The following is a 22,070-nucleotide window of genomic DNA, read 5'->3' as shown; positions in this document are numbered from 1 at the left end:
TCTTCGCCGAAATGCCGTTTCGTTGCACAGATGCGGGTAATCCGTTCCGGGAGTGTCGATTTAGCGGCCGGGTCGAGACTCTACACTTCCGTCTCCCGATCACTTGCCCCAGCTTGGCAGCCCCATGGAGAAGACGATGTCCAAGGCCCTTCCCGACGACGCCCTCGATCAGCTGTTCCGCAGCGCCCGCACCCACAACGTGCTCGGCGGCGAGATCAGCGACGAGACGCTGCGCCAGCTCTACGACCTGACCAAGTGGGGCCCGACCAGCGCCAACGGCTCGCCGGCGCGGTTCGTGTTCGTGAAGTCCCCGCAGGCCAAGGAAAAGCTGCGCCCGGCCCTGTCGGAAGGCAACCTGGCCAAGACCATGGCCGCGCCGGTCACCGTGATCGTCGCCCACGATCTGGAGTTCTACGAAAAGCTGCCGTACCTGTTCCCGCACGACGACGCGCGCAGCTGGTTCGCCGGCAACGACGCGGCGATCAACGTCACCGCGTTCCGCAACGGCAGCCTGCAGGGCGCCTACCTGATCCTGGCCGCGCGCTCGCTGGGCCTGGACACCGGCGCGATGTCGGGCTTCGACAACGCCAAGGTCGACGAGGCCTTCTTCGCCGGTACCAAGATCAAGTCCAACTTCCTGATCAACCTGGGCCACGGCGACCACGACAAGCTGTTCCCGCGCTCGCCGCGGCTGCCGTTCGACGAGGCCGCGCGCATCGAGTGATGCGTGCGCGCCGGCACGGTTCCGCGCCGCCGCCGCCCTGGCGCGGCGCGGGCCGGGCGATAGTGGTTCCCCCGCAACACCGCGACACCTACAACGACCAGCGTCCACCCGACGACATTCCGAGGAGTTCTCCAATGAAGCGCATCCTGCTCGCCGCCGCCCTGGGCCTGGCTTTCGCCGGCGCCGCCACCGCCGCCCCGGTGACCTACAAGATCGACCCCAACCACACCGACGTGATCGCCAGCTGGAGCCACTTCGGCTTCTCCAACCCGATCGCCCACTTCGGCAAGGTCGACGGCACCATCACCTACGACCAGGCCAAGCCCGCGGCGTCCTCGGTGCAGGTGACCATCCCGCTCGACGGCCTGGCCTCGCACGTCGGCGATTTCGACGAACACCTCAAGAGCGCCGATTTCTTCGACGCCGCCAAGTACCCGAACATCACCTTCAAGAGCACCAAGGTCGAAGCCGCCGGCGCCAACAAGCTCAAGGTCACCGGCGACCTGACCGTGCACGGCGTGACCAAGCCGGCGGTGCTGGACGTGAACATCAACAAGATCGGCGAGCAGCCGATGGCCAAGCGCGCCGCGGCCGGCTTCGACGCCACCACCACGCTCAAGCGCAGCGAGTTCGGCATCGGCAAGTACGTGCCCAACGTCAGCGACGAGGTCAAGATCCGCATCACCACCGAAGCGATCGTGCCGAAGAAGTAAGCGGCTCCGCTTGCGAACGGCGTCGCCCGCGGGCGGCGCCGTTCGCGTTTTAGCGGCCCGAAGCACGCCGCGTTGCGCGCTAAAATGCCGCGATGATCATCCAACGCCTTTCCCGCGAGCGCGGCCGCGTCCCGGCCGACGGCAGCGACAGCCTGCACACGTTCTCCTCGGGCGGTTACTACGACCCGGCGTGGATGGGGTTCGGCGCGTTGCGCGTGTTGCGCGAAGTCCGCGCCGAGCCCGGCGCCGGCCTGGCCGTGCATCGCCACGCCAACATGGACGTCTTCAGCTACGTGCTGGAAGGCGCGATGGGCTTCGAAGGCGCGGCCGGTTCTGAGTTCGGCGAGGCCGCCGAGGGCGACATCGTCACGGGCGCGGTGCGCGCCGGCGAGCTGCAGTGGCTCGGCGCCGGCCACGGCATGCGCCATCGCGCGTTCAACGCCGCGGCCGACGCGCCGCTGCGGTTCCTGCAGATCTGGATCCAGCCCGACCGGCTCAACGCCCGGCCCGCGTACGCGCTGTCGGCGGCGCCGGCCGCGGACGCGGGCGGCTGGGTCCTGCGCGCGTCGCGCGACGGCGGCGAAGGCGGAGTGCCGGTGCGGCAGGACCTGCGGCTGTTCACCGCCGCGCTCGCGGCCGGCGCGGACCTGCGCCGCGCGCTCGACGCCGGCCGCGCGTACTGGCTGCAGATCGTGGCCGGCGAGGTCCGCGCCGACGGCCGCGCGCTGGCCGCCGGCGATGCGCTCGGCCTGGTCGCCGAAACCGGCGAACTGGCGCTGACCGCCGGCGAGCGCGGCGCGCAGGCGCTGCTGCTGGAGCTGCCGCCGCCGGGCTGATCGCGGGCCTTGCCGGCGTTGCCGTCGCAGTGTCCGGCGCGTAACGGCCCGGGACGACCCAATACGGCCTGACACGGCGCCTCGCTGCGGCAAACCTCCGGCCCGGCGCGGCCCAACGCGTCCGCAGCGCTTGTCCGCGTCTGGCGCCAACCCCGCGTCGCCGCGGCCTCGCCGCCGCTGGCGCGGCCGCGTACACGCGCCGCCGCGCCCACGCTGCTAAAATGCCTGCCCGCGTCGCCACCCGTCGTGCCCCATGACCACCGCAGCCAACGCCCACCCCACCCAGGCCAACGCCGATCAGCGCTACACCGTGACCCGCGCCGACCTGCCGCTGAGCTGCCCGCTGCCGTCGATGGCGCTGTGGAACTCGCATCCGCGCGTGTACCTGCCGATCGAGGCCGAGCGCGAGTGCCAGTGCCCGTACTGCGGCGCGCACTACACCCTGGTCGACTGACCTCGCCGCCATGACTTCGCCGCAGCCGACTCCCATGCGCCGGCTGACGGCGATGCAGTTGCTGCCGGCGCTGGAATCCGGCGGCGTCGAACGTTCCACCCTGGAAATCGCCGACGCGCTGGTGCGCGCCGGCCATCGCGCGATCGTGGTCTCCGCCGGCGGCCGGCTGGTGCCGCGGCTGCTGCAACTCGGCGCCGAGCACATCGAGCTGCCGATCGGGCGCAAGTCGCCGTCGACCTTGCTGCATGCCTTCAAGCTGCGCCGGCTGATGACCGAACTGGGCGTGGACCTGCTGCACCTGCGCTCGCGACTGCCGGCCTGGGTCGGTCTGCTGGCCTGGCGCGGCCTGCCCGACGGCGCGCGGCCGGCGCTGGTGACCACGGTGCACGGGCTCAACTCGCCGTCGCGCTACAGCCAGGTGATGACCCGCGGCGAACGCGTGATCTGCGTGTCCGACACCGTCCGCGACTACGTGCTCCAACACTATCCCGACACCGATCCGGCCACGCTGCGGGTGGTGCCGCGCGGGATCGACCCGGCCGCGTTCCCGCGCGCGCCGTGGCCCGACCGCGACGCGCGCGCCTGGGCCGCGGCGCAGCATCCGCAGCTCGCCGGCGACGGCCCGCTGCTGTTGCTGCCCGGCCGCGGCACGCGCTTGAAAGGCCATGCCGACGGCCTGCAACTGTTGGCCGACGTGCGCGCCGACGGCATCGATGCGCGGCTGTGGCTGCCGGGCGCGCGCGAGCCCGGGCGCGAGGACTACATCGAGGAAATGCAGCGGTTCGCGCAAGGCCTGGGCATCGCCGACGCGGTCGCCTTCACCGCGCCGACCGACGCGATCGCGCGCGCCTACGCCGCCAGCGACCTGGTGCTGCAACTCTCGCGCAAGCCCGAGGCGTTCGGCCGCACCGTGGTCGAGGCGCTGGCCTGCGGCCGGCCGGTGCTGGGCTGGAACCACGGCGGCGTCGGCGAACTGCTGGCGCGCCTGCAGCCGCGCGGCGCGGTCGCGGCGTTCGATCCGCTCGCGCTCAAGCGCGGCGCTTGCGAATTGCTAACGCATGCGCCCGCGCCAGTGGATACGATGGCGTTTTCCCTGCGCGCCATGCAGGAGGCCACGCTTGCCGTCTATGCCGAACTCGTCGATGCCTGAGCCGGCCGCGCCGTCGCCGGGCGCGTCCGCGTCGTTCGCCGCGGACGCGGTCGGCGCGATGCGCGCGCCGCCGCCGCAGGAGATCGTCGGCTGGCGCTGGGCGCCGGCCTGGGTGCTGGCCTATGTCGCCTTGCTGTTCGCGCCGGGCTTCGCCGAGACGGTGTTGAGCCTGGGCGCGCTGACCATGCTGGTGAAGCTGACGCTGGGCCGCATGCGCACCGGCCCGCGCCTGCTCAGCGACGCCGCCTGGGCGCTGACCAGCGCCCTGTTCGCGGCGTACTGGCTGCCCGAACTGGTGTCGGCGATCGACGCGGTCGACCCGGCGCGCGCGCTGCGCGAGGCCGCGGTGGACCTGCGCTATCTGCCGTTCCTGTGGCTGGTCGCCGCGGCGGTGGCGTCGCGGCGCGGGCGCAACATCACCTTCGGCGGATTGGCCGCGATCCTCGCGCTGTGGATCGCCGACGCGCTGTTGCAGGCGCTGTCCGGCGGGATCGAGAGTCCGTTGTTCCGCGCCATCGACGCGGCCAAGCAGGCGATCAGCGGGCACGGCATGTGCACCGCGAGCGAACTGGCCGTGGTCGATCGCCTCGGCGGCGTGCTCGGCCCGTGCAACCTCAAGCTCGGCCAGGTCATCGCCAGCTTCTCGCCGTTCCTTCTCTATGCCGTCGGCCGCCGCTTCGGCCTCGCCGGTTGGCTGACCGCGACCGCGCTGACCGGCATCGTGGTGGTGCTGGCCGGCTCGCGCGCCTCGTGGATCACCTTCGCCCTGGTGCTGCTGCTCAGCGGCTGGCGCCTGCTGGGCTGGAAGAAGCTGTTGGCGTTGTTCGCCTGCGGCCTGCTCGCGCTGGTGGTGCTGGACCGCAGCTCCAGCCAGGTGCACGAACGGCTGGTGCGCACCGCGCACATCGTCAGCGCCGACGTGGCCGGCCTCGACGACGCGCTGTCGGGGCGCGCGCGGATCTGGCGCGCGGCCGGCTGCATGATCGCCGCGCATCCGCTCAACGGCGTCGGCGCGCGCGGTTTCCGCGAAGCCTTCCCGGGCTGCGACCCGATGCCCGGCGTGACCACGTCCTGGGGCGACGGCCCGGCCCTGCATGCGCACCAGCTGCTGCTGGAAGTGCTCAGCGAAACCGGCGGGTTCGGCCTGCTGCTGTGGCTGGCCGGCGCCGCGTTGGCCTGGCGCGCCTGGGCCTTCGCCGACGCGCAGGCGCGCGAACGCGCGCGCCCGGCGATGGTGGCGCTGGCGGTGACGGTGTTCCCGCTCAACACCCACCTGGCGTTCTATTCGACCTTCTGGGGCGGGCTGACGCTGCTGCTGGCGGCGTTGTATGCGGGCAGCCTGCTGGCCCAGCCCAGGAGCGAGGGGTGAGCGCGGAGGAGTGAGGAGTGAGCGAGAGCCGCTTGCGTCGCCGCTCTCGCTCACTCCTCACTCCTCCACGCTCACTCCTCAGGTTTCTTATACGGCGAAACCATCCCCGCCGGCCGGCGCTTGAAGCGCCGGTGGATCCACAGGTACTGGCTCGGCGCTTGCCGCACCATCGCTTCGATCTGGGCGTTGACCCGCGCGCTGTCGGCGGTGGCGTCGCTGGACGGGAAGTCCGACAGCGGCGCGCCGACGCGCAGGATGTAGTCGGCGCCTTCGCGGCGATGGAAGAACGGCACCACCGCGCAGCCGGCCAGGCGCGCGAACTGGTGGGTGGCGGTGATCGTCGCCGCCGGCACGCCGAAGAACGGCGCGAACACGGTGTCCTTGCCGCGCATGTCCTGGTCCGGCGCGTACCACAGGAAGCCGCCCTGCTTGAGGTGGCGCATCGCCGGGCGGATCTCTTCGTTGGTGAACATTGCCGCGGCGTAGCGCAGGCGGCCGCGCTTGACCGCCCATTCCATCACCGGATTGCGGTGCTTGCGGTACATGCCGGCCAGCGGCAGGCGGTCGCACATCAGCCGGCCGCACATCTCCAGGGTCATGAAGTGGCCGGACACCATCAGCACTCCGCGGCCGGCGGCACGGACCTCGTCGAGCAGCTCCAGGCCTTCGATCCGCACCGTGCGCCGCATCGGTTCAACCCCGCCCCACCAGGCGCGGGCGAATTCGAAGAAGCCGATGCCGAGGTCGCGGAAACTCTCGCGCAGCAGGACCTCGCGCTCGGCCTCGCTCTTCTCGGGGAAGCACAGTTTCAGGTTGATCTGCGCCGCGCGCCGGCGGGTGCCGGCCGCGCGCAGCGCGAACGCGCCGATCAGCGCGCCGAGCCGGCGCTGCAGGCCCCACGGCAGGCGCGCGCCGGCGCACATCGCGGCCAGCGCCAGCCACATCGGCCACAGCCGCGGCGAGAGCAGGGAAGGACGGGGGGGCAGGGCGGGTTCGGCCATGGCGATAGTTTATTCGCTGCGGGCGGCGATGCCGTGAGCGCAACGCATCGCCCGGCGCCGAGGCGTGGCCCGTGGCGCGGCGGGCGATGAAGGGGCGACGTGGGATCGGGCGACGCGGGTTTGGGCGAAATCGTGGCGTGGGTACCGCGACCATGGCCTGGCGTCGCCGTATCGCCACGCCGCCCGCTCCCACGTCCATGTCCATGTCCATACCTGCACCGTGCCGTCGGGCCGTTCCGACCCCGTCGTTCCGGCGAAAGCCGGAATCCATTTTGACGTTGCCGTTGATGCAGCGCCTGAGCCGCAGCTCACCGCGAACGCAAAACAGCGGCGGACTCGCGACGGGAATCGCGAACCGCCGCTCTTGTGGGAGGACCTTCAGGCCCGACGCTTTTGTGTCCGAAGCGACGCGGCGATCCGAGCGGAGATCATCGGGGCTGAAGCCCCTCCCACAAAAGCGGCCAGGTCGCGGTTTTCGCCGGAGCGACGAAGCCCGAACGACGGAGCCCGAACAGCGCCGACGGCAGACGGCCGCAAACGCCGGATCTGCTTCATGAACACCGCCTCCACCCCGAACCGCCGCCGCAGCCTTTATCCTTGGCGCCATGCGGAAGGATTTGATCGAGCGCCTGTTGCGCGGCCTGTATTCGGTCGCCCTGTACCTGTTGGCTCCGGTCACGGTCTATCACCTGATCTGGCGCGGTTTTCGCCAGCCGGCGTATTTCCGCGGCTGGCTGGAGCGCTACGCGGTCTACCGCGGGCCGGCCCAGACCCGCACCCTGTGGCTGCATGCGGTTTCGGTCGGCGAGGTCAACGCCGCGATCCCGCTGGTCAACGCGCTGCGCCGCGGCCGCCCGGACCTGCGCCTGCTGGTGACCACGATCACGCCGACCGGCGCCGACCGCGCGCGCGCGGCCTGGAGCGATTCGGTCGAGCACGTCTACCTGCCCTACGACCTGCCCGGCGCGGTCGGCCGTTTCCTCAAGCATCACCAGCCGTGCGCGGCGCTGATCATGGAAACCGAGCTGTGGCCGAACCTGCTGTTCGGCTGCCGCGACCGCGGCATTCCCGCCTACATCCTCAACGCGCGCCTATCGGAGCGTTCGCTGCGCGGCTATCGGGTGCTGGCGCCGCTGGTCAGCCGCGCGTTGCGCACGGTGCGCACGGTCGCGGCGCAATCGCACGCCGACGGCCAGCGCTTCGTCGAACTCGGCGCCGATCCGCGCCAGGTGGTGGAGACCGGCAACCTCAAGTTCGACGTCAGCGTGCCCGATGCGCTGGAAGACTTCGCCCAGGAATGCCATCGCCACACCGGCGAGCGCCCGGTGTGGATCGCCGCCAGCACCCACGAAGACGAAGAGGCGGTGACGGTGGCGATGCACCGGCACCTGCGCGAGCGTTTCCCCGGGCTGCTGCTGCTGTGGGCGCCGCGCCATCCCGAGCGTTTCCGCGTGGTGGCCGAGAACGCGCGCAGCGCCGGCTGGCAGGTGTCCACGCGCTCGCGCGCGCGCTGGCCGCAGCCGGGCGACGACGTGTTCGTGATCGACACCCTCGGCGAACTGATGAGCTTCTACGCCTGCGCCGATGTGGCCTTCGTCGGCGGCAGCCTGCAGCCGATCGGCGGCCACAACCTGCTCGAACCGGCCGCGACCGGCACCGCCATCGTCACCGGCCCGCACTTGCACAACTTCGTCGAGATCGCCCAGCGCCTGGACGACGCCGGCGCGCTGCGCATCGGCCAGGACGCCGAGCAGGTCGAAGCGGCGGTTGAGCGCCTGCTGGCCGATCCGGCCGAGCGCGCGCAGATGGTCGCCGCCGGCCGCGCGCTGGTGGAAACCGGCCGCGGCGCGCTGGCGCGGACGATGGCGCTGCTGCAGCCGGCGTTGCCGCCGCGGCAGTGAGGCCGTGGCGGTGAAGCTGCGTTGCTGAAGCCGCGTTGCTGAAGTCGCGCGGCTGACGGCGGGCGATAGACGACGGGCCATAGACGATCAGCGACAGACGGCGCGCGGTGGATGGCGATCGATCGACGCCGCGCCATCGCCATTGCGCGATCGATGGCGAACGACCGATGCGCGGGCGACGCCGCAAGCTCGGATAGACCGGGCAGTCGGCGTGGCGGCTGCCGATGCACCGTGTCGCTGCGTACGCCGGTGGCCGTACGTGCCGTGTTGCGGCGGACGAACTTCGCGACGCTCGAGGCGTCTGCAGACTGCAGTCTGTTGTCGCCGGCGACCGCGCCGCGCCCGACCGGCGATGGCTTGCTGCGCGCTGCCGAAGCGCCCGAAGCGATTGCGCCGGCACGCGCCGGCGCAATCGAGGCGATGCCTGCCTTGGCTTACGACTCAGAAGTTGCCGGTCTGATTGTTGTCGCCGTCCGGGACTTCCTTGGTGCAGGCGACCGAACCGGTGGCCTCGTAGCTGGTGACGATGAAATCGCCGCCGCCCTGATCGGTGCCCAGGACGCGGAAGATCTTCGCGCTGGGCTGGCCGGCGACGCTGCCGCCCTGCGCGGTGCAGGCGTTTACCGCGGCCTGTTTGGCGTTGGCGAGCGCGGCGGCTTCGGTGTTGCCGCGGACCAGGCTGGTGGCGTCGAAGCGGACGGTGCGGGCGTGGGCGGCGCTGGCGAACAGCGCGGCGGACACGGCGGCGGTTGCGACGAGAGTGCGCAGGGTCATGAGGTCGTTCCTGAGTTGGGAGGATTGCGGCCGCGTCCGAGGGATGCGACCGGGAGCGCCGCGCGATCGGCGACGACGCGTCCGTTCACGAAGCTAATCGCGCAGCGCGGCCGTCGCTGTCGCTGCGCGTCGGGCTTTTCCCAGGCGCCTGTGACGCTGTGCGCGGAAGCGGGTGCAATCAGACGAATCAGAACGTTTTTTTCGCTCTGCCGCCGGACGCGCGGCGGCGACGACGTAGCCTGTGCGGCGAACGAAAAGCCGCCGTGCAGGCGGCTGGTGTATGCATCGCGAAGGCAGGCATCGCGAACGCGCGCGGCGCCGTTCCCGGCGCCATCGCGCGCGCCGCGAACGGCGCGCGCGGGCGAAGCCTTATTGCCGATGGCAGACGATGCTGGCTTCGGCGAAGAGCACATAGTTGTAAGGGTCGGGATGGATGCCGAGGACGGTCACCGCCCCGGCGCGGTCGCCGTTGCCTTGGCAGTACGCGACGAGTTCGCGACTGACGTTGGCGACGGCTTCTTGTTCGGTGAGGCCGCTGGAGGACGCAGTCGCGGTGTAGCTGCCGGCGGCGACGGCGGCGGACGAGGCGGCGAGCAGCGCGGCGAACGCCAGGCGCGAAAGCGGTTTGCGGACGGACAGGTTCATGATCGGCTCCATGCTGGGAAGGAAGCGCTTCGTGGCGAAGCGGCGGCGCCGCGCGGGTGGGGGCCGCGACTACGATTCTTGTGCGCCGTCGCGCTGCACGGACAGCGGCGGATCGGACGAGGGCGGCCGCGCGCGTGACGACGCTAGCGATAGCGGCGCTTTCGGACGCGTCTGAAGACGCTCCCGCGCGGCATCTCCCACCGATTCCCGCGCAATCGCGCGCAACGAAAAACCGCCGGAAGACCGGCGGTTTTTCGTCGTTCCCGCTGCGCAGCCGCGCGTCAGCGCATCGTCGGCGGCGGCGCCAGGTTGGTGGCGGCTTCGGCGGTCAGCAGGCGGTTGACGTCCTGCACGTCGGCGATGTCGAGCGAGCCGGCGGCCTGTTCCAGCAGCAGGCGGTTGAGCAGGAAGTTGTACTTGGACTGGGCGTAAGACTGCTGCGCCTGCAGCAGCGTGCGCTGGTTGTTGAGCACGTCCAGCACGGTGCGGGTGCCCACTTCCAGGCCGACCTGCGAGGCGTCGTACGCGGCCTGCGCCGAGACCACGGCGAGGCGGCGCGCTTCGACTTCGCTGATGCCGGCGACCAGGGTCTGGTAGGCGTTGCGGGTGTTGCGCACCAACTGGCGGCGTTCGAGTTCGTACTGGTCCTGGGCGGCGTCGCGGCGCGCCAGCGCCTGGCGCACGCCCGACTGCACCGCGCCGCCGGCGTACAGCGGCACCGAGAAGGTCAGGCCGATGCTGGGGCCGTGGCTGGCGCTGCCGGGCTGGCCGAAGGTCTGGCCGAGCGCGTGGGTGTCGCCCCAGGTCGCGTTGTCGCCGTAGCCGCCGGTCAGGCTGAGCGTCGGCCAGTGGCCGGAACGCGCGGTTTCCACCCCGATGTCGGCCGATTCCACCGCCAGCTTGCGCGCGCGCAGCGCCGGGTTGGTGGCGACCGCGTTGTCGACCCAGGCGTCGACCTGGCGGGTTTCCGGCAGGTTCGGCTTGAAGTCGGCCGGCAGCGCCTTGAGCGTGGTCACCGGCTGGCCGGTGATCTGGCTCAGGCCCTGGTAGCTGTCCTCGACCGTGTTGCGCGCGGTGATCGTCAGCGCGCGCGCGTTGTCGTACTGGGCGCGCGCTTCGTGCACGTCGGTGATCGGCGCCAGGCCGACTTCCAGGCGCTTGGTGGTGTAGTCGAACTGCTTCTGCAGCGCGGTCTCGGCGGCTTCGGCGGCGGCCAGGTTCTCCAGCGCCACCAGCACGTTGAAGTAGGCCTGCGCGGTGCGCACGATCAGGTCCTGGCTGGCCGATTCCAGGGTGAAGTCGGCCGCTTCGCTGAGCTTGTTCTCGCTCTGCAGGTTCTTGATCAGCGAACGGTCGAACAGCACCTGGCTGGCGTTGATGCCGTAGCTGCGGTTGGTGCTGTCGGAACGCACGTCGGTGCCGTTGGGGATGTCGACGTCGTCCGGATCGGTCGAGGAGCCGTTGCGGGTGGCGCGGTACACGCTCTCGCTGCGGCTCTTGGTCAGCTTGGCGTCGGCCGACAGCGAGGGCAGCAGACGCGCGCGCGCCTGGATGCGGCCTTCCTTGGTCGCCAGCCGGTTGGATTCGGCCTGGGACAGGCTCGGATCGCTCTGCCGCGCCTGTTCGTAGGTCTGCAGCAGGTCTTCGGCCGACGCGGCCGCGGGCAGCAGGCCGACGACGAGGGCAAGAACGAGCGGACGGCGAATCATGCGGCTTCCTTGAACTTGCGTGTTTTGATGGGTCCGCATGCTGGCACGCGGGCTCTTACGGGGTGCTGACGTACAACTGACAGGACGGTCAGAACTCGAAGGCGGGCGCGGGCGCGGCGCCTTGCAAGTAAGCCAGGTCGGTTTCGAACAACGACTGGATGCGCGAGGCGTTGACTTCGTTGCGCTCGCCGCCGCCGACCAGCACCGCTTCCATGGCCGGCGAACGGCCGCGGACCACGAACAGGCGGCCGCCGGGCTGCAGCCACTGCAGCCACTGCGCCGGGATCTGCGACACCGCGCCGGTGACGCAGATCGCGTTGAAACGGCGGTCGGTGCTGTAGTTCAGCGCGTCGGCGTCGACCACCTGGGCGTTGAGGATGGTCTGCGCGGCCAGGCGCTGGCGCGCGGTCGCGGCGAGGTCGGGGTGGATCTCCAGGCTCACCACTTCGCGCGCCAGGCGGCCCAGGCAGGCGGTCAGGTAGCCGCTGCCGGTGCCGATCTCGAGCACGTCGTCGGTCGGGTCCACCGCCAGCGACTGCAGGGTGCGGCCTTCCATCACCGGCTTCATCATGAACTCGCCGTGGGCCAGCGGCAGGGCCAGGTCGGCGTAGGCGAGGTTCTTGTGCGCGTCGGCGACGAACGCCTCGCGCGGCAGCTCCGCCAGCACGTCGAGCACGCGCGGGTCGAGCACGTCCCAGGGCCGAACCTGTTGTTCGACCATCAGTTCTCGGGCCTTGGCGTAATCGATCGTAGTCATTGGGGGTTCTTCGGAATTCGTGCGCGGGAACCGCGAATTCTACCGGGACCGCGCGCGCCCGGCGGAAAAAGAATTAACCACCCGGGCAACCTGGCTCAGTGCCGAAAGTCACCAGAACTCCTGGCACGCCGGGGACTTAGCGTTGCGCGCGGGCGCCGCCAAGCTCGGCACGGTCAGCCCCCGCGCCGCGCATAGGCGCGCAGGAACATGTCCACCGAGGCCTCCAGGTGGGCGCGGGTTTCGGCCTTGCCGGGCAGGGGATAGCCCAGCATCAGCAAGGCGTACGGCTCGCCCTTGAGCACGGCGAAGAACTGGCGCGCGGCGGTGTCGGCGTCGGCCAAGTCCAGTTCGCCGGCCTCGGCCCGGCTGCGCAGCAGACCGGCGAATTCCTCGTGCAGGCGCTGCGGGCCCACGTCCCAGAACAGTCGGGTCAGCGGCGACTGGGCCAGTTGCGGGGTGCACAGCAGGCGGTGGATGCGGATCGCCTCGGGCGCGCTGGCCATCTCGAAGAAGGCCTGGGCGATCGCCAGCAGGCGCTCGCGCAGTGGCGTGCCGGGCTCGGGCGCGAACAGCAGGGCCGGCAGGTGCTGCTCGCAATGGGCGCGCACGGCGGCCGCGAACAGCGTCTCCTTGTCGCCGAAATGGCTGTAGACGGTGAGTTTGGAGACGCCGGCCTCGGCGGCGATCTGATCCATGCTGACGCCGTCGTAGCCCTCGATCAGGAACAGCCGCTTGGCCGCCTCGAGGATGGCGTTGCGCTTGCTCAGGTCCTTCGGGCGGCCGGGGCCGGCCGGCTTCGCGGCGGAAGCCTTCTGACCGGCGGCATCGGTTTGGCTGGAGGGTCGGGGCGAGACCATGCTTAAATACTGGACTGTTGGGTTTGATATTTATACAGTACTGGCAAGTACATTAATTCTCAAAGAGGCCGTCCGCAATGCGCAGCCGGATTTTTTCTGCCTCCGTCGCAGATCATGCCTGCTTCGGTCATGTCCGTCCCGCAGGCCGCTTTCCCGTCGCCGGCGCTTCCGCCCGGCTGTGGCCGGCGGCCGCACTGGTCCTGGCCCTGAGCGCTTGCGGCGGCGGCAAGCCCGCCGCTGAGGGCGCGCGGCCGGTGCTGGTGGCCAAGCCCGGCGGCGCGGTCGCCGCGATTTCGGCCTACGCCGGCGAAGTGCGCGCGCGCGAGGAAAGCCCGCTGTCGTTCCGGGTCGGCGGCAAGCTGGTCGAGCGCAAGGTCGACGTCGGCGCGCACGTGGCCGCCGGGCAGGTGCTGGCGGTGCTCGATCCCGGCGATCTGGACGCGCAGACCCGCGCCGCCCAGGCCCAGCTGGCCGCGGCCGAGGCCGAGTACGCCCGCGCCCGAGCCGACCAGGTCCGCTACGAGCAACTGGCCAAGGACCAGTTGGTCAGCCGCTCGACCAAGGACGCCCAGGACGCCCAGGCCAAGGCCGCGCAAGGCCAGCTCAATTCGGCCCGGGCCAATTGGGAAGTGGCGCGCAACCAGTCGGGCTACACCCAGTTGCGCGCGCCGGCCGCCGGGGTGATCGCCTCGCGCGCCGCCGAGGCCGGGCAGGTGGTCGCCGCCGGCCAGCAGGTGTTCGCGCTGGCCGCCGACGGCGCGCGCGAAGTCGCCTTCGCCGTGCCCGAAGGCGTCATCGCCGCGTTCAAGCCGGGCCAGCAGGTGCAGGTGGAGCTGTGGTCGATCCCGGGCAAGCGCTGGCCCGGACGGGTGCGCGAAGTCGCCCCGGCCGCCGATCCGGCCTCGCGCACCTACGCCGCGCGGGTCGCCGTCGATGCGCCCGCCGGCACGCTGGAACTGGGCCAGAGCGCGCGCATCTACCAGGCCAACCCCGCCGCCTCGGGCCTGAGCGTGCCGCTGGCCGCGGTCCAGCAGACCGGCCAGGGCCGTGCGGTGTTCGTCGCCGATCCGCGCACCGGCACGGTCAAGCTCAAGCCGGTCGCGACCGGGCCCTACGGCCCCGAGCGGGTGCCGGTGCGCGCGGGTCTGGGCCCGGACGACTGGGTGGTGGTGGCCGGCGGCCATCTGCTGCGCGACGGCCAGAAGGTGGCGCCGGTGGATCGCGAGAACCATCCGGTGGAGCGGTGAACGCCGCCGCCCCGCCCGCTCGCGCCGACGCTTCGCCGCGCCGCGCGCCGCGCCCGCACCTTCCGGCCCGCCGGACCCCGCGCCCGCTTGTGTGCGCGCGTTAAAGAACGCAAGAGCGAACCGACCCCATGCGCTTCAATCTTTCCGAATGGGCGCTGCGCCACCGCAGCCTGATCGTCTACGCGATGCTGGTGCTGGCCCTGGCCGGCGCGATGTCCTACCTGCGCCTGGGCCGCAGCGAGGACCCGGCCTTCACCTTCAAGGTGATGGTGGTGCGCACGCTGTGGCCCGGCGCCACCGCCGAGCAGGTCTCGCGCCAGGTCACCGAGCGGATCGAGAAGAAGCTCATGGAGACCGGCCAGTACGAGTTCATCCGCTCGTACTCGCGCGCCGGCGAGTCGCAGGTGATCTTCGCCGCCAGGGACTCGATGCGCTCCAAGGACATCCAGCCGCTGTGGTACCAGGTGCGCAAGAAGATCGGCGACATCCGGCCGACCATGCCCGACGACATCGTCGGCCCGTTCTTCAACGACGAATTCGGCGACACCTTCGGCAACATCTACGCGCTGACCGGGCCGGGCTTCGACTACGCCGTGCTCAAGGACTACGCCGACCGCGTGCAACTGGCGCTGCAGAGCCAGCCCGACGTCGGCAAGATCGAGCTGTTCGGCGTGCAGGACGAGAAGATCTGGGTCGAGCTGTCGAACGTGAAGCTGTCCACCCTCGGCGTTCCGGCGCAGGCGGTGCAGGATGCGCTGAACCAGCAGAACGCGCTGGTGCCGGCCGGCTTCTTCGAAACCCCGTCCAGCCGCGTGCCGATCCGCGTCGACGGCCAGTTCAAGACGGTCGAGCAGATCCGCGAGTTCCCGATCCGGGTCGGCGACCGCACCTTCCGCCTCGGCGACGTCGCCGACGTGCGCCGCGGCTTCGCCGACCCGCCGCAGCCGCGCATGCGCTTCATGGGCGAGGACGCGATCGGCATCGGCGTGTCGATGAAGGAAGGCGGCGACATCCTCAAGCTCGGCAAGACCCTGGAAACCGAATTCGCGCGCCTGCAGCAGACCCTGCCGGCCGGCATGCAGCTGCGCAAGGTCGCCGACCAGCCCGCGGCGGTGGAGGAGTCGGTCGGCGAGTTCGTGCGGGTGCTGGCCGAGGCCGTGGCCATCGTGCTGCTGGTGAGTTTCTTCTCGCTCGGCCTGCGCACCGGCCTGGTGGTGGCGCTGTCGATCCCGCTGGTGCTGGCGATGACCTTCGCGGTCATGGACTTCTTCGGCGTCGGCCTGCACAAGATCTCGCTCGGCGCGCTGGTGCTGGCGCTGGGCCTGCTGGTCGACGACGCGATCATCGCGGTCGAGATGATGGCGATCAAGATGGAGCAGGGCTACAGCCGCCTGCGCGCGGCCGCGTTCGCCTGGGAAAGCACCGCCTTCCCGATGCTGACGGGTACCCTGATCACCGCGGCCGGCTTCCTGCCGATCGCCACCGCCGCGTCGAGCACCGGCGAGTACACCCGTTCGCTGTTCGAAGTGGTGACCATCGCGCTGTGCGTGTCGTGGATCGCCGCGGTCGCGTTCATTCCGTTCCTCGGCGACAAGCTGCTTCCGGACTACGGCCATGCGGCCGCGCCGCCGAAGCCCGGCTCGCTGGCCGCGCGCTGGAACGGCGCGCGCGAGGGCCTGGCCCGACGCGTGCCGGCGCTGCGCGAGGTGATCGCGCCGAAGCCGGCGATCGACGGCCACGCCCACGATCCGTACGAGTCGAAGTTCTACGTGCGCTTCCGCGGCTGGGTGCTGTGGTGCGTGCGCCGGCGCTGGCTGGTGATCGCGGTGACCGTGGCCGCCTTCGTCGGCTCGATCTTCCTGTTCCGCTTCGTGCCGCAGCAGTTCTTCCCCGACTCGGTGCGGCCGGAGCTGATGGTCGACATGGAACTGGCCGAAGGCAGTTCGTTGCGCCAGACCGCCGAGCAGGCCGCGCGCCTGGAAGCGCTGCTCAAGCAACGCAAGGACCTGGCCAACTACGTGGCCTATGTCGGCACCGGTTCGCCGCGCTTCTATCTGCCGCTGGACCAGCAACTGCCGGCGGCCAACTTCGCCCAGTTCGTCTTGATGCCCAAGAACCTCGAGGCGCGCGAAGCCTTGCGCGAATGGGTCATCCGCGACGTGGTGCCGCGCTTCCCCGAGCTGCAGTTGCGCGTCACCCGGCTGGAGAACGGTCCGCCGGTCGGTTACCCGGTGCAGTTCCGCGTCTCCGGCGAGCACATCGACCAGGTCCGCAAGCTCGCCTACCAGGTGCGCGAGAAGATCCGCGAGAACCCGCACGTGGCCAACGTGAACCTCGACTGGGACGAGCCGAGCAAGGTGGTGCGCCTGCAGGTCGACCAGGAACGCGCGCGCGCGCTCGGCATCAGCTCGGCGCAGCTGTCGCAGTTCCTGTCCAGCTCGCTGTCGGGCTCGCACATCAGCACCTACCGCGAGAGCAACCGCCTGATCGAGATGCTGTTGCGCGGCCCGGACCAGGAGCGCATCCAGCTCGACATGCTCGGCAATCTGATGGTGCCGACCAGCAGCGGCCGCAGCGTGCCGCTGACCCAGATCGCGACCCTGGAGTACGGCTTCGAGGAAGGCATCATCTGGCATCGCGACCGCCAGCCGACCATGACCGTGCGCGCCGACATCTACGACGGCACCCAGCCGGCGAGCGTGACCGCGCAGATCTCGCCGACCCTGGACGCGTTGCGCGCGCAGCTGCCGTACGGCTATTCGATCAAGGTCGGCGGCAGCGTCGAGGATTCCTCGCGCGGGCAGAAGTCGATCAACGCCGGCATGCCGCTGTTCCTGTTCGTGGTGTTCACCCTGCTGATGCTGCAACTGCGCAGCTTCTCGCGAGCGTTCATGGTGCTGCTGACCGCGCCGCTGGGCCTGATCGGGGTGACCTTGTTCCTGCTGGTGTTCCGGGTGCCGTTCGGGTTCGTGGCGATGCTGGGCACGATCGCGCTGGCCGGCATGATCATGCGCAACTCGGTGATCCTGGTCGATCAGATCGAACAGGACCGCGCCGAGGGCCACGAGCCGTGGAAGGCGATCGTCGATGCGACCGTGCGCCGCTTCCGCCCGATCGTGCTGACCGCGCTGGCGGCGATCCTGGCGATGATCCCGCTGTCGCGCAGCGCCTTCTTCGGGCCGATGGCGGTGGCGATCATGGGCGGGTTGCTGGTCGCGACGGCGCTGACCTTGCTGTTCCTGCCGGCGTTGTACGCGGCGTGGTTCAAGGTGAAGGTGCCGGAGCAAGACTGAGTCGGGGTTGTGGCTCCGGCTGCGGTCGCGATTGCAGCCGCGGCTGCGGCCGCAGCCTCGCCCGCCCAACCCATTGCTCGTTGCGAAAAACCGTCATTCCGGCGAAAGCCGGAACCCATTTTGATCTTGCCTTTCGTTGTTGATCTTGCCTTTCTTTGCCCGCGAGCAGCGATAGCAACAGCAACAGCAAAGTCAAAATGGGCTCCGGCTTTCGCCGGAATGACGGGGTTGTGCGTGGCGCAGCGGAACGGATCGGGTTACGGGGTTGCCGCCTACGCATGCCCGACGCTGAAAGCGAGCGTAGCCTCGATCGCCCGCTTCCACCCCGCGTACAGCTTCTCGCGCTCGGCCTCCAGCATCTTCGGCGCGAAGCTGCGCTCGATCTGCCACTGCTGCGCGATCTGTTCGCGGCTGTCCCAGAAGCCCACCGCCAATCCCGCCAGATACGCCGCGCCGAGCGCGGTGGTCTCGTTGATCCGCGGCCGCTCCAGGGCGACATCGAGGATGTCGGCCTGGAACTGCGCGGTGAAGTCGTTGGCGATGGCGCCGCCGTCGGCGCGCAGCGAGGTCAGTTCGATCCCGGCGTCGGCCTGCATCGCGCTGAGCACGTCGCGGGTCTGGTAAGCCAGCGATTCGAGCACGGCGCGGACGAAGTGTTCCTTGCTGGTGCCGCGGGTCAGGCCGAACGCCGCGCCGCGCACGTCGCTGCGCCAGTACGGCGCGCCCAGGCCGACGAAGGCCGGGACGAAGTACACGCCCTCGGTCGAGCGCGCGCGCTCGGCGTAGGCCTGCGAGTCGCTGGCCTTGCCGAGCATGCGCAGGCCGTCGCGCAGCCATTGCACCGCCGAGCCGGCGACGAAGATGCTGCCCTCCAGCGCGTACTCGACCTTGCCGTCGATGCCCCAGGCGATGGTGGTCAGCAGGCCGTTGTCCGAACGCACGGCCTTTTCGCCGGTGTTCATCAGCAGGAAGCAACCGGTGCCGTAGGTGTTCTTGGCCATGCCGGCCTCGAAGCAGGCCTGGCCGAACAGCGCCGCCTGCTGGTCGCCGGCGACGCCGCAGATCGGCACCGAGTTGTTGAAGAAATGGCGCGCGCCGGTGTGGGCGTAGACCTCGCTGCTGGAGCGGACTTCCGGCAGCATCGAGGCCGGCACGCCGAGCATCTCCAGCAGTTCCGGGCACCACTGGCGCTTGTGGATGTCGTACATCAACGTGCGCGAGGCGTTGGAGTAGTCGGTGACGTGGGCCTTGTTTTCCGACAGGTTCCAGATCAGCCAGGTGTCGATGGTGCCGAACAGCAGGTCGCCGCGCTCGGCCTTGGCCCGCGCGCCCTCGACGTTGTCGAGGATCCACTTGACCTTGGTGCCGGAGAAATACGCGTCGATCAGCAGGCCGGTGCGTTCGCGCACCATCGCCTCGTAGCCGTCGGCCTTGAGCTGCTCGCAGATCTGCGCGGTCTGCCGCGACTGCCAGACAATGGCGTTGTGCACCGCCTGCCCGGTGTGGCGGTCCCACACCACGGTGGTCTCGCGCTGGTTGGTGATGCCGATTCCGGCGATCTGCGACGCGCTCACCCGCGCCTTGGTCATCACCTCGATGGCGGTGGTCTGCACGCTGGCGAGGATCTCGCTGGGATCGTGCTCGACCCAGCCCGGCCGCGGGAAGATCTGCTCGAACTCGCGTTGCGCCACCCCGACGATGCTGCCGTCGCGGTCGAACAGCATGGCGCGCGAGCTGGTGGTGCCTTGGTCGATGGCGAGGATGTAGCGCTGGTTCATGGCGGTCAGGGCGAGGAGTGAGCGGAGAGGAGTGAGGAGCGAGAAAAAGCTTCAGGCCGCGGGCGGAGGATAGCGTGGAGGCGAAGGGAGCGCTTTCGCTCACTCCTCACTCCTCTGCGCTCGCTCCTAGCCGTAAACGGCTTGGAACGCGAACGCCCCCAGCACCGCGCCGACGATCGGCGCGACCACCGGCACCCAGGCGTAGCCCCAGTCCGAGCCGCCCTTGCCGGCGATCGGCAGCAGCGCGTGGGCCAGGCGCGGGCCGAGGTCGCGCGCGGGATTGATGGCGTAGCCGGTCGGGCCGCCGAGCGACATGCCGATCACCACCACCAGCAGGCCGACGCCGAGCGGGCCCAGGCCCGGAGCGAAGTTGTTGGCGCCGATGGCGAGCGCGCCGAAGGTCAGGGCGAAGGTGCCGATGACTTCGGTCAGCACGTTGGCCTTGGTGTCGCGGATCGCCGGCGAGGTGCAGAAGATCGCGCGCTTGAGTTCGGGATCGTCGCTGACCCGCCAGTGGGCGAGATATGTCAGCCACACCAGGGTCGCGCCGACGAAGGCGCCGGCGATCTGGGCGATCACGAAGCCGGGCACCAGCGCCCACGCCAGCTTGCCGATCGCGGCCAGGCCGATAGTCAGCGCCGGATTCATGATCGCGCCGCTGGTCGGACCGGCGATGCAGATGCCGATCAGTACCGCCAGGCCCCAGGCCGCGGTGATCACGCCCCAGCCGGCGCCTTGCGCCTTGGACTGGTTCAGCAGCGCGCCGGCGACCACGCCGTTGCCGAGCAGGATCAGCATCGCGGTGGCGATGAATTCGCTGAGGTATTGCGCCATCGGTGTCGCCATTGCGGTGGATCTCCTTGGTGTCGCAATTACATCGATGTTGTCGGACGGCTACCTGTAGGAGCGGCGCGAGCCGCGACCAACCGAAGCGCCGAACGAAAGCGCTCCATCCGAAGCCCGGCAAGACGGTAGAGCCCGGCATGCATTCGCAACTTCGGACTGAGGCGTGGCATTGCGTCGCTTCGGTTGGTCGCGGCTCGCGCCGCTCCTACAGGGAGGTTTGGCGAGAACGCGGCGGTCATGTGCGCTGCGCGACATAGCGCTGCAGGGCCTCGCGCCCCGCGGCATCGAAGCGCAGCCCGAGCTTGGAGCGCCGCCACAGGATGTCTTCGGCCGTGCGCGCCCATTCGAAGTCGATCAGGTAATCCACTTCGGCCCGGTACAGATCGGCGCCGAAGCGCTCGCCGAGGTCCTCCAGGCGCACGCAGCTCTCGACGATGCGCAGCGCGCGGCTGCCGTAGTTGCGGCACAGGCGGTAGGCCAGCGGGTCCGGCAGCCACGGCCGGCGCAGGCTGAAGTCCTCGAAAAACGCCTCGAAATCGGCGTCCGGCAGGTCGCCGCCGGGCAGCTTGGAGGCGCCGGTCCAGGCGCCGCGGCGGTTGTCCAGCAGCGGCGCCAGGGTGTCGCAGGCTTCCTCGGCGAGCTTGCGCGCGGTGGTGATCTTGCCGCCGAACACGCTCAGCAGCGGCGCGCCTTCGCGGTCGAGGTCGAGCACGTAGTCGCGGGTGACCTGCGAGGCCTTGTCGCTGTCGTCGTCGAGCAGCGGGCGCACGCCGCTGTAGGTCCAGACCACGTCCTCGGCCAGCACCGGGCGCTGGAAATAGCGCGAGGCGGCGGCGCACAGGTAGTCGATTTCCTGGGTGGAAATGCGCGGCGCCGACGGGTCTTCGCGGTAGTCCACGTCGGTGGTGCCGATCAGGGTGTAGTCGTGTTCGTAGGGAATCGCGAACACGATGCGCCGGTCGGGCTGCTGGAAGATGTAGGCGTGGTCGTGGTCGAACAGGCGCGGCACCACGATGTGGCTTCCCTTGATCAGGCGCAGGTTGCGTTGGTGGGCGACGTGCGCGACCTGGTCGAGGAAGCTCGCCGCCCACGGCCCGGTGGCGTTGACCAGGGCGCGCGCGCGGACCTGGCGCAGCGCGCCGTCGGGGCCGCGCAGTTGCGCCTGCCAGTGCCGCGCGCCGCGTTCGGCGCCGATGCAGGCGGTGCGCACCCACACCTGCGCGCCGCGTTCGGCCGCGTCCATGGCGTTGAGCACGCACAGCCGCGCGTCCTGCACCCAGGCGTCGGAATAGACGAAGCCGCGGCTGAATTCCTCGCGCAGCGGCCGACCGGCGATGTGCTTGCGCAGGTTGACCGAGCGCGAGCCCGGCAGCTCGCGGCTGCGGCGCCCGCCGAGGCGGTCGTAGAGGAACAGGCCGATGCGGATCATCCACGCCGGACGCAGGTGCGGCTGGTGCGGCAGCACGAAGCGCAGCGGCCAGATGATGTGCGGGGCCATGCGCAGCAGGCGCTTGCGTTCGGCCAGGGCCTTGCCGACCAGGGCGAACTCGAACTGTTCGAGATAGCGCAGCCCGCCATGGATCAGCTTGGTGCTGGCGCTGGAGGTGTGCGAGGCGATGTCGCCGCGCTCGCACAGCACCACGGACAATCCGCGTCCGGCCGCGTCGCGCGCGATCGCCGCGCCGTTGATGCCGCCGCCGACGATCAGCAGGTCGGCCGTGGGTGCTTCTGCTTCGGTCATGCGGTTTCGGGGGCGCGTTCGCTTCGGACTGCGGGCTGCGTGGCGCCTGCCCAGGGTGCGTCGGGATGATCGCACAGCGTGTTGCCGCGATTGTTGCCTGGGTTCACATCAATGGCGAGTGAGGGATCGATGTCGGTCGCGCGCCGGCGCGCGGACGAAAAAAAGCCCGATGCGAGGGAGCATCGGGCGAGGGGAATGGTGTTGCCGGAGAGAGCGGTGGGTCCGCTTTGTTGTCGGGGAATGCGGTCGCGATGCATGGGCCCTGTGCCGTTGGG

The 22,070-nt window shown here is 70.2% G+C and carries 19 protein-coding genes; 9 read left to right on the top strand and 10 right to left on the bottom strand.

Going from position 1 to position 22,070, the window contains the following annotated elements; genetic code table 11:
• Positions 1-136 precede the first annotated feature (136 nt).
• The 6 genes from RDV84_RS02555 to RDV84_RS02530 all read left to right on the top strand — a co-directional run bounded on the left by RDV84_RS02555 (position 137) and on the right by RDV84_RS02530 (position 5,246).
• A complete protein-coding gene (locus tag RDV84_RS02555) occupies positions 137-724 on the top strand; it encodes a malonic semialdehyde reductase (protein WP_250446173.1) in 588 nt (195 codons plus the stop codon).
• 134 nt (positions 725-858) lie between these two features.
• Positions 859-1,437: a YceI family protein gene (locus RDV84_RS02550; protein ID WP_123649673.1), complete on the top strand. Its 579-nt coding sequence runs from the start codon at positions 859-861 to the stop codon at positions 1,435-1,437.
• 92 nt (positions 1,438-1,529) lie between these two features.
• Positions 1,530-2,273: a pirin family protein gene (locus tag RDV84_RS02545; RefSeq protein WP_057946304.1), complete on the top strand. Its 744-nt coding sequence runs from the start codon at positions 1,530-1,532 to the stop codon at positions 2,271-2,273.
• 253 nt (positions 2,274-2,526) lie between these two features.
• Complete coding sequence (locus RDV84_RS02540) at positions 2,527-2,727, top strand: zinc-finger domain-containing protein (RefSeq protein ID WP_057946305.1); 201 nt, start codon at positions 2,527-2,529, stop codon at positions 2,725-2,727.
• A gap of 34 nt (positions 2,728-2,761) precedes the next feature.
• Positions 2,762-3,877, top strand: a complete 1,116-nt coding sequence (locus RDV84_RS02535; protein ID WP_078996768.1) for a glycosyltransferase family 4 protein — start codon at positions 2,762-2,764, stop codon at positions 3,875-3,877.
• A 58-nt stretch (positions 3,878-3,935) separates the two neighbouring features.
• Entirely contained in the window at positions 3,936-5,246 is a 1,311-nt protein-coding gene (locus tag RDV84_RS02530) for an O-antigen ligase family protein (RefSeq protein ID WP_309153671.1), read from the top strand.
• 71 nt (positions 5,247-5,317) lie between these two features.
• Here RDV84_RS02530 and lpxL read toward each other — a convergent pair whose 3' ends face one another.
• Positions 5,318-6,247 carry an LpxL/LpxP family Kdo(2)-lipid IV(A) lauroyl/palmitoleoyl acyltransferase gene (gene lpxL, locus RDV84_RS02525; RefSeq protein ID WP_309152349.1) on the bottom strand — a complete coding sequence of 310 codons (930 nt, stop codon included), beginning with the start codon at positions 6,245-6,247 and terminating at the stop codon, positions 5,318-5,320.
• Between the two features lie 605 nt (positions 6,248-6,852).
• Here lpxL and waaA point away from each other — a divergent pair.
• Positions 6,853-8,148, top strand: coding sequence for a lipid IV(A) 3-deoxy-D-manno-octulosonic acid transferase (gene waaA, locus RDV84_RS02520; protein WP_057946308.1), 1,296 nt, complete (start codon positions 6,853-6,855; stop codon positions 8,146-8,148).
• Positions 8,149-8,589: 441 nt separating this feature from the next.
• On the opposite strand, the gene RDV84_RS02515 is transcribed toward waaA, so the two are convergent.
• The 5 genes from RDV84_RS02515 to RDV84_RS02495 form a co-directional block, all read right to left on the bottom strand.
• On the bottom strand, positions 8,590-8,922 hold the full coding sequence (locus RDV84_RS02515) for a hypothetical protein (protein WP_057946309.1): 333 nt from the start codon (positions 8,920-8,922) through the stop codon (positions 8,590-8,592).
• Positions 8,923-9,291: 369 nt separating this feature from the next.
• Positions 9,292-9,567: a hypothetical protein gene (locus RDV84_RS02510; RefSeq protein ID WP_139381862.1), complete on the bottom strand. Its 276-nt coding sequence runs from the start codon at positions 9,565-9,567 to the stop codon at positions 9,292-9,294.
• Between the two features lie 281 nt (positions 9,568-9,848).
• Positions 9,849-11,276 (bottom strand): TolC family outer membrane protein, encoded by a 1,428-nt coding sequence (locus tag RDV84_RS02505; RefSeq protein ID WP_057946311.1) that lies wholly within the window; start codon positions 11,274-11,276, stop codon positions 9,849-9,851.
• Between the two features lie 88 nt (positions 11,277-11,364).
• The gene (locus RDV84_RS02500) at positions 11,365-12,033 is read right to left on the bottom strand and encodes a protein-L-isoaspartate O-methyltransferase family protein (RefSeq protein ID WP_057946312.1); all 669 of its coding nucleotides are present in this window, start codon (positions 12,031-12,033) and stop codon (positions 11,365-11,367) included.
• A 173-nt stretch (positions 12,034-12,206) separates the two neighbouring features.
• Positions 12,207-12,890, bottom strand: a complete 684-nt coding sequence (locus RDV84_RS02495) for a TetR/AcrR family transcriptional regulator (RefSeq protein WP_078996772.1) — start codon at positions 12,888-12,890, stop codon at positions 12,207-12,209.
• 254 nt (positions 12,891-13,144) lie between these two features.
• On the opposite strand from RDV84_RS02495, the gene RDV84_RS02490 reads away from it, so the two are divergent.
• Both RDV84_RS02490 and RDV84_RS02485 read left to right on the top strand, forming a co-directional pair.
• On the top strand, positions 13,145-14,137 hold the full coding sequence (locus RDV84_RS02490; RefSeq protein ID WP_309152348.1) for an efflux RND transporter periplasmic adaptor subunit: 993 nt from the start codon (positions 13,145-13,147) through the stop codon (positions 14,135-14,137).
• Positions 14,138-14,265: 128 nt separating this feature from the next.
• Positions 14,266-17,430, top strand: a complete 3,165-nt coding sequence (locus RDV84_RS02485; RefSeq protein WP_309152347.1) for an efflux RND transporter permease subunit — start codon at positions 14,266-14,268, stop codon at positions 17,428-17,430.
• 272 nt (positions 17,431-17,702) lie between these two features.
• Here RDV84_RS02485 and glpK read toward each other — a convergent pair whose 3' ends face one another.
• The 4 genes from glpK to RDV84_RS02465 form a co-directional block, all read right to left on the bottom strand.
• Entirely contained in the window at positions 17,703-19,208 is a 1,506-nt protein-coding gene (gene glpK, locus RDV84_RS02480) for a glycerol kinase GlpK (protein WP_309152346.1), read from the bottom strand.
• A 126-nt stretch (positions 19,209-19,334) separates the two neighbouring features.
• Entirely contained in the window at positions 19,335-20,054 is a 720-nt protein-coding gene (locus tag RDV84_RS02475) for an MIP/aquaporin family protein (RefSeq protein ID WP_309152345.1), read from the bottom strand.
• A 235-nt stretch (positions 20,055-20,289) separates the two neighbouring features.
• Positions 20,290-21,795, bottom strand: coding sequence for a glycerol-3-phosphate dehydrogenase (gene glpD, locus RDV84_RS02470; RefSeq protein WP_309152344.1), 1,506 nt, complete (start codon positions 21,793-21,795; stop codon positions 20,290-20,292).
• Positions 21,792-22,052 (bottom strand): hypothetical protein, encoded by a 261-nt coding sequence (locus tag RDV84_RS02465; RefSeq protein ID WP_309152343.1) that lies wholly within the window; start codon positions 22,050-22,052, stop codon positions 21,792-21,794. Before RDV84_RS02465 ends, glpD begins: the two co-directional genes overlap by 4 nt.
• Between the last annotated feature and the right edge of the window lie 18 nt (positions 22,053-22,070).

Origin of the sequence: Lysobacter yananisis, assembly GCF_031199375.1 — a bacterium.
GTDB lineage: Bacteria > Pseudomonadota > Gammaproteobacteria > Xanthomonadales > Xanthomonadaceae > Lysobacter > Lysobacter yananisis.
The sequence above is the reverse complement of the archived record's forward strand: the minus strand, read 5'-3'. Positions and strand labels throughout refer to the sequence as shown.

What these genes read in the sequence shown, in the direction of transcription:
- RDV84_RS02555 (WP_250446173.1), top strand. Translation starts at nt 137, where the DNA reads ATGTCCAAGGCCCTTCCCGACGACGCCCTCGATCAGCTGTTCCGCAGC.
- RDV84_RS02550 (WP_123649673.1), top strand. Translation starts at nt 859, where the DNA reads ATGAAGCGCATCCTGCTCGCCGCCGCCCTGGGCCTGGCTTTCGCCGGC.
- RDV84_RS02545 (WP_057946304.1), top strand. Translation starts at nt 1,530, where the DNA reads ATGATCATCCAACGCCTTTCCCGCGAGCGCGGCCGCGTCCCGGCCGAC.
- RDV84_RS02540 (WP_057946305.1), top strand. Translation starts at nt 2,527, where the DNA reads ATGACCACCGCAGCCAACGCCCACCCCACCCAGGCCAACGCCGATCAG.
- RDV84_RS02535 (WP_078996768.1), top strand. Translation starts at nt 2,762, where the DNA reads ATGCGCCGGCTGACGGCGATGCAGTTGCTGCCGGCGCTGGAATCCGGC.
- RDV84_RS02530 (WP_309153671.1), top strand. Translation starts at nt 3,936, where the DNA reads ATGCGCGCGCCGCCGCCGCAGGAGATCGTCGGCTGGCGCTGGGCGCCG.
- lpxL (WP_309152349.1), bottom strand. Translation starts at nt 6,247, where the DNA reads ATGGCCGAACCCGCCCTGCCCCCCCGTCCTTCCCTGCTCTCGCCGCGG.
- waaA (WP_057946308.1), top strand. Translation starts at nt 6,853, where the DNA reads ATGCGGAAGGATTTGATCGAGCGCCTGTTGCGCGGCCTGTATTCGGTC.
- RDV84_RS02515 (WP_057946309.1), bottom strand. Translation starts at nt 8,922, where the DNA reads ATGACCCTGCGCACTCTCGTCGCAACCGCCGCCGTGTCCGCCGCGCTG.
- RDV84_RS02510 (WP_139381862.1), bottom strand. Translation starts at nt 9,567, where the DNA reads ATGAACCTGTCCGTCCGCAAACCGCTTTCGCGCCTGGCGTTCGCCGCG.
- RDV84_RS02505 (WP_057946311.1), bottom strand. Translation starts at nt 11,276, where the DNA reads ATGATTCGCCGTCCGCTCGTTCTTGCCCTCGTCGTCGGCCTGCTGCCC.
- RDV84_RS02500 (WP_057946312.1), bottom strand. Translation starts at nt 12,033, where the DNA reads ATGACTACGATCGATTACGCCAAGGCCCGAGAACTGATGGTCGAACAA.
- RDV84_RS02495 (WP_078996772.1), bottom strand. Translation starts at nt 12,890, where the DNA reads ATGGTCTCGCCCCGACCCTCCAGCCAAACCGATGCCGCCGGTCAGAAG.
- RDV84_RS02485 (WP_309152347.1), top strand. Translation starts at nt 14,266, where the DNA reads ATGCGCTTCAATCTTTCCGAATGGGCGCTGCGCCACCGCAGCCTGATC.
- glpK (WP_309152346.1), bottom strand. Translation starts at nt 19,208, where the DNA reads ATGAACCAGCGCTACATCCTCGCCATCGACCAAGGCACCACCAGCTCG.
- RDV84_RS02475 (WP_309152345.1), bottom strand. Translation starts at nt 20,054, where the DNA reads ATGGCGACACCGATGGCGCAATACCTCAGCGAATTCATCGCCACCGCG.
- glpD (WP_309152344.1), bottom strand. Translation starts at nt 21,795, where the DNA reads ATGACCGAAGCAGAAGCACCCACGGCCGACCTGCTGATCGTCGGCGGC.
- RDV84_RS02465 (WP_309152343.1), bottom strand. Translation starts at nt 22,052, where the DNA reads ATGCATCGCGACCGCATTCCCCGACAACAAAGCGGACCCACCGCTCTC.